Source organism: Streptomyces cahuitamycinicus, assembly GCF_002891435.1.
Classification (GTDB): domain Bacteria; phylum Actinomycetota; class Actinomycetes; order Streptomycetales; family Streptomycetaceae; genus Streptomyces; species Streptomyces cahuitamycinicus.
Genome location: NZ_POUC01000484.1, coordinates 1 through 5,538 on the forward strand (window position 1 = coordinate 1; position 5,538 = coordinate 5,538).

Sequence of the window (5,538 nt, forward strand, 5' to 3'; positions counted from 1 at the left end):
GGGCTGGTGGTGACCGAGGCCGCGGCCCGCGAGACGCCTGCCGTCGCCTTCGACGTGCCGGGACTGAAGGACTCCGTGGTCGACGGTGAGACCGGTGTCCTCGCGCGGGGCGAGTCCTCCTTCGCCGCGGCATGGTGCGCGCTGGCCCTCTCCGGGCGACAGCGGGAGTTGATGGGGAAGGCGGCGCGGGAGCGGGCCGCGCAGTTCCGGTGGGACCGGACGGTGCGGCAGTTTCGGGTGGTGGCCGCGGAGGCGGTGAGGGGCTGGGCTCCATGATGCGGCGTGCGGTGGTCCGTGGCCGGTCGCGCCCACGCGGCGGAGCCTCGGACGTCTCAGCCCCGCGCCCCTTCGTGCGCGACCCCTCGTTCCGCAGATCTCTTGCCCTGTTCCGTGCCTTCCTCCACGAGCAGGACGACCCCGAGGCCTGCTACTCGCTGCTCGCCCGGGACGCCGTCGACCAGGTAGAGGCCTACGACGGGCCGGTCGCCGGGCGTACCGTGCTGGACGTCGGTGGCGGCGGCGGATACTTCACCGAGGAGTTCAGGCGGCGCGGGGCGAACGCGTTCCTCTTCGAGCCCGACACGGCCGAACTCGGTGCGAGGTCATCCGACTCGGCAGTCGTCGCCGACGGGTACCTGCTGCCCCTGCGGGACGGCGTCGCCGACGTCACCTTCTCCTCCAACGTGCTGGAGCACGTGGCCGATCCGGAGACGTTCCTCAGTGAGCTGGCCCGGGTGACGCGGCCCGGCGGGCTGATCTACGTGTCGTTCACCAACTGGCTGTCGCCGTGGGGCGGGCACGAGTGGGCCCCGTGGCACTACTTCGGCGCCGAGCGGGCCCGGGCCCGCTACCTGCGGCGGACCGGCAGGCCCGCCAAGCACACCCTCGGCGAGAACCTGTTCGCCGTGCACATCGGCTCCACCCTGCGGCAGGTGCGCGCCCGGGACGACGTCACGGTCGTCTCGGCGCGCTCCCGCTACTGGCCGTTCCTCGCGGAGGCCGTCGTCAAGGCGCCCGGCATCCGTGAATTCGCCACCTGGAACCTCCTCCTCATTCTGCGGCGGTGTCCTGCATGACAACCACGGTCCAGGCTCCTCCCCCGGCAGCCGTCCCCACCACCGCGACCGCGGCGGGTCCGCCCGAGGGCCCGCGGTCGCGGCGCTGGCTGCTGGGGTTCTGGGCCGTGGTGTTCGTGCTGTTCCTCGCGGTGCAGCCGGGGCGGCAGACCTTCGACACCAAGCTCGGTGTCACGGTCGATCCGGGACAGTTCCTCGCCGACCTGGGCCAGTTGTGGCACGACCGGGCCGGATTCGGAGGGATCCAGGACCAGTACATCGGTTACCTGTGGCCGATGCTGCCGTTCTACTGGCTGTGCGACCTCGTACGGCTGCCGGTGTGGCTGGCGGAGCGGCTGTGGCTGTCGCTGATCGTGTCCGTCGCCTTCTGGGGGGCGCTGCGGCTGGCGGAGCGGCTGCGGGTGGGCAGCGGGGCCTCCCGGCTGCTGGGTGCGGTGGCGTACGCGCTGTGGCCGGTGTTCACGACCGTGATCGGCTCGACGTCGGCCGCCGCGCTGCCCGGGGCGTTCCTGCCGTGGGTGCTGCTGCCGCTGACGAACGAGCGGTACGCCGCCCGGGTCGCGGCCCTGCGGTCGGCGCTGCTCGTACCGTTCATGGGCGGGGTGAACGCGTCGGCGACGCTCGCCTCCCTGCTGCCGGTCGGGCTGTACCTGCTGTCCCGGCCGCCCGGGCCCCGGCAGCGCAAGTTGATCGCCTGGTGGGCACCCGCCGTGATCGTGGTGACGGCGTGGTGGTGGGTGCCGCTGCTGCTGCTCGGCGTCTACGGCGAGAACTTCCTCCCCTATATAGAGACCTCGCAGACGACGACGGACACCATGGCGGCGACCGAGGCGCTGCGCGGGGCCGGGAACTGGGTCGCCTATCTGCACCTCGGAGAGGCGTGGCTGCCGGCCGGCTGGGCCGTGGCCTCCTCCGTCGTCGTGATCGTGTGCTCGGCGCTCGCCGCCGGACTCGGGCTGGCCGGACTCGCCCGGCGGGACATACCCGAGCGGCGGTGGCTGGTGCTGACGGTGCTCGTGGCCGCGACGGTGCTGCTCGCCGGGTACGGCGGGGCGTTCGGGGCGCCGTTCCACGGGGTGGTGCAGGGCTGGCTGGACGGGTGGCTGTCGCCGTTCCGGAACATCTACAAGTTCCAGACCGGTGTGGCGCTGGCACTCGTGCTGGGTCTGGCGCATCTGGTGGGTGTGGCCTCCGAGCCGCGCGGGGCCCGGCAGGTGCGCGGCCGGCGCTTCGCCCCGCTGGTCGCCGCCGTGCTGATCCTGCCGGGGCTGCTGTGGCCCTACCTCAACGGCTCGATCCTCAACCCGGGTTCGTTCCAGAAGCTCCCCACCTACTGGGAGGCGACGGCCGACTGGCTGGAGAAGTACTCGCCCGACTCGCGCGCCCTGGTCGTTCCGGCCACGGCGCACGGCGTCTACACCTGGGGCTCGCCGATCGACCAGCCGCTCGACGTGCTCGCCGAGTCGCGCTGGGCGCAGCGCGACTACGTGCCGTTCGGCACGCCCGGCAACCGGCGCGCCATGGACGCCGTCGAGCAGGCACTGATGTCCGGCGCCGAAGTGCCCGGGCTGGCCGACTACCTGAGCCGCGCCGGGCTGTACTACGTCGTCGTACGCAACGACCTCGACCCCGACCAGATCGGTCATGTGCCCACCGCGACCGTCAAGCGCACCCTGGAGCAGTCGGGGTACGAGCGGGTGACGGGGCTCGGGCCGGTGATGACCGGCGGCCGCATCGCGCAGGACGCGCCGCTCCAGGTCGAGGGGCTGTACGCGCGGCAGCGGGCCGTGGAGATCTACCGGCCGACGGGGGACGACGTGATCCGGCCCGGGCAGGCCGGGCTCGCCCCGGTCGCCGACACGGCCGTGGTGTCCGGCGGGCCGGAGGCGCTGCTGCCGCTGGCGGAGCGGCTGCGCGGGCGGGCGACCGTCCTGACCGGCGACAACCATCCCGGGCTCGGCACCCCGGCCGTGCAGGTGGTGGGTGACGGGCTGCGGCGGGCGGACACCCGGTTCGGGCTGGTCAACGCCGGTACGTCGTACACGTACACGCGCGACGAGCGCAACGCGCCGGACGCCCAGCAGGACCCGGGCGAGAAGCCGCGCCAGATCCTGCCCGCCGAGGGCGTCGAGCACCAGACGGTGGCCGAACTGCGCGGCGCCCGCTCGGTGTCGGCGTCCTCGTACGGCAACTGGCTGTTCCACCTCCCGCAGTACGACCCGGTGAACGCCTTCGACGGCAACGCGGACACCGCGTGGGCGGAGGGCGCGCCGGACACGCCGGACGGGCAGTGGCTGCGCATCGGCTTCACCGGCTCCTACGACATGCCGTCCTCCTTCAAGGTCACGCCGCTGCCGCAGGAGAGCGTGCGGGCGGCGGCGACGAAGGTGCGGGTGGAGACCGAGAAGGGCGAGAAGACCAGCTTCCTCCAGCCGAACGGCAAGACGCAGCGGATCAAGGCTCCCGAGGGCGCGACCGGTTGGATGAAGCTGACGATCGTGGACTCGGTGGAGCGCCGCAGCGGCCTGACGGGCGCGGGCTTCTCCGAGATCGACCTGCCGGACGTACAGGTGACCCGGCTGCTGCGGCTGCCCGCTGACGCGGACGACTCCACCGCGTCCGCCACCCTCGTCTCCCTGCACCGCGCCTCCGACCCGACGGGCCTGGCCGCGACCGGCACCGAGGCGGGCCTGCACCGCCGCTTCACGACACCGGCCGCCGGGTCCTACGAGGTGCGGGCGGACGCGGTGCCGGTGCCGGGCGAGGAACTCGACGAGCTGCTCTACGAGGTCGCGCCCGAGCAGCAGGCCCGGATCGTCGCCACCGCCGACTCCACGGCGCGCCTCGGCGCGGGCCTCACGGCGCGCAACCTCACCGACGGCGACCTGACGACGGCGTGGATCGCGGGCGACCGGCCGACGCTCCACCTGCGCTGGGAGGGCAAGCAGCCGGTCGGCGAACTGGTCCTGGCCCCCGCGGGCGGACTGTCCGCCCGCGCCTCCGAGGTGCACATCAGCTCCCCGGACGGCGCGGCCATCGCCGGCGTCGACGAGAACGGCTGGGTTCGCTTCCCGCCGATCACCACGGACCGGCTCGACATCACGATCACCGAGACGGCCCCGCTGACCCTGCACAACCCGGTCGCCGACGAGGACCTGCGCCTGCCGGTGGGCCTCACGGAGGCGTACCTCCCGTCCCTCGACCAGTACCGCACCCCGCAGCCGGACGCCACCCGCACGTTCACCCTGCCGTGCGGCAAGGGCCCGGACGTGGCGCTGGACGGCGAGCTGTACCAGACGAGCGCGAAGGGCACCGTGCGGGATCTGGTGGAGCGCCGGGGCGTGCGGGTGACCCTCTGCCAGGACGGCCGGGGCGACGCCGAGGTGCGGCTCCCCGCCGGAGAGCACCGGCTGGAGGGCGGAGACGCCGGCCCGCTCGCGCTCACGGACGTGACCCTGACCCGCGGCACGGTCCCCGAGGCCGCGGCGGCCGGGCGTGACCTGCGGATCCGGGACTGGCTGGGCGACCGGCGCGCGGTCACGGTCGGCTCGGGCGCGGCCTCGTACCTGACGACGTACGAGAACTTCAACGACGGCTGGAAGGCCACCCTGAACGGCAAGGAGCTGACCCCGGTGCGGCTGGACGGCTGGCAGCAGGGCTGGCGGATCCCGGCCGGGGCGGGCGGTGACGTCAAGCTGTCCTACGAGCCGGCCACGACGTACGACGCCGCCCTGATCGGCAGCGGCGCCGGCATCGCGGTCCTGCTGGGCCTGGCGCTGTGGCGCCGCCGCGCACCCAACCCCGACGCGCCCCAGCCGGCCCCGCCGCTGCCCGGGCTGTGGCTCGGCACCGTGGCGCTGACGCTGGTCGGTGTGGTGATCGCGGGCTGGTTCGCCCTGCTGGTCCCGGCGCTGGCGCTGCTGGCCGCGCGACGGCGCACCCTGCTGGTACCCATCGCGTTCGCCGCCCTGGCCGCGGCCGGGATCGCCGCCGCCTTCGGGGCCGGGGAGCCGGTGGGCGCGGGCGCGGGCGCTTTCGGGCATCTGCCCCAACTGCTGGCACTGATCGGCCTGTTCGCCGGCCTGGTGGGTCTGCGTGAGGGTCCGGCCCCGGAGGTGCCGACGCAACAGCTGCCGAGGACGGAAACGGGGGAGGGCACACCCGCATGACGGCACCGGTCCGCATTCCGTTCCCGGTGGTGGACGAGGTCTCCCGGCACTGCCTCCAGGAGGAGGAACCGGAGACGGTCCACATCGAGGTGCACCTCCCGGGCCTCCTCGACCGGGCGCGGCTGCGCAAGGCGTTCCTGGAGGCCCTGCACCGGCATCCGCGGATCCTGATGCGGGAGGCGCGGGGGCCGTGGTACCGGCGGCAGTACGAGTGGGAGCTGACTCCGGAGCCGGACGTGGAGGTGGTGACCTTCGCCCCGCCGGGCCCACGAGCCCTGCTGGACGCCCGGACC

3 protein-coding genes and 1 pseudogene are annotated in these 5,538 nt (G+C 73.8%); all 4 read left to right on the forward strand.

The annotated features are described in order from the left end of the window. Positions 1–276, forward strand: a 276-nt coding sequence (locus C1J00_RS37320) for a glycosyltransferase (protein WP_146046330.1), incomplete at its 5' end; no start/stop codon positions are given. A gap of 74 nt (positions 277–350) precedes the next feature. Beyond that, positions 351–1,076 carry a class I SAM-dependent methyltransferase gene (locus C1J00_RS37325; protein WP_102913349.1) on the forward strand — a complete coding sequence of 242 codons (726 nt, stop codon included), beginning with the start codon at positions 351–353 and terminating at the stop codon, positions 1,074–1,076. Then, positions 1,073–5,245, forward strand: a complete 4,173-nt coding sequence (locus C1J00_RS37330; RefSeq protein WP_102913350.1) for an alpha-(1->3)-arabinofuranosyltransferase domain-containing protein — start codon at positions 1,073–1,075, stop codon at positions 5,243–5,245. The genes C1J00_RS37325 and C1J00_RS37330 overlap by 4 nt, the downstream gene beginning before the upstream one ends. Further along, positions 5,242–5,538 (forward strand): annotated as a pseudogene (locus C1J00_RS37335) (condensation protein); the annotation flags it as partial. The gene C1J00_RS37330 and the pseudogene C1J00_RS37335, both read left to right, overlap by 4 nt.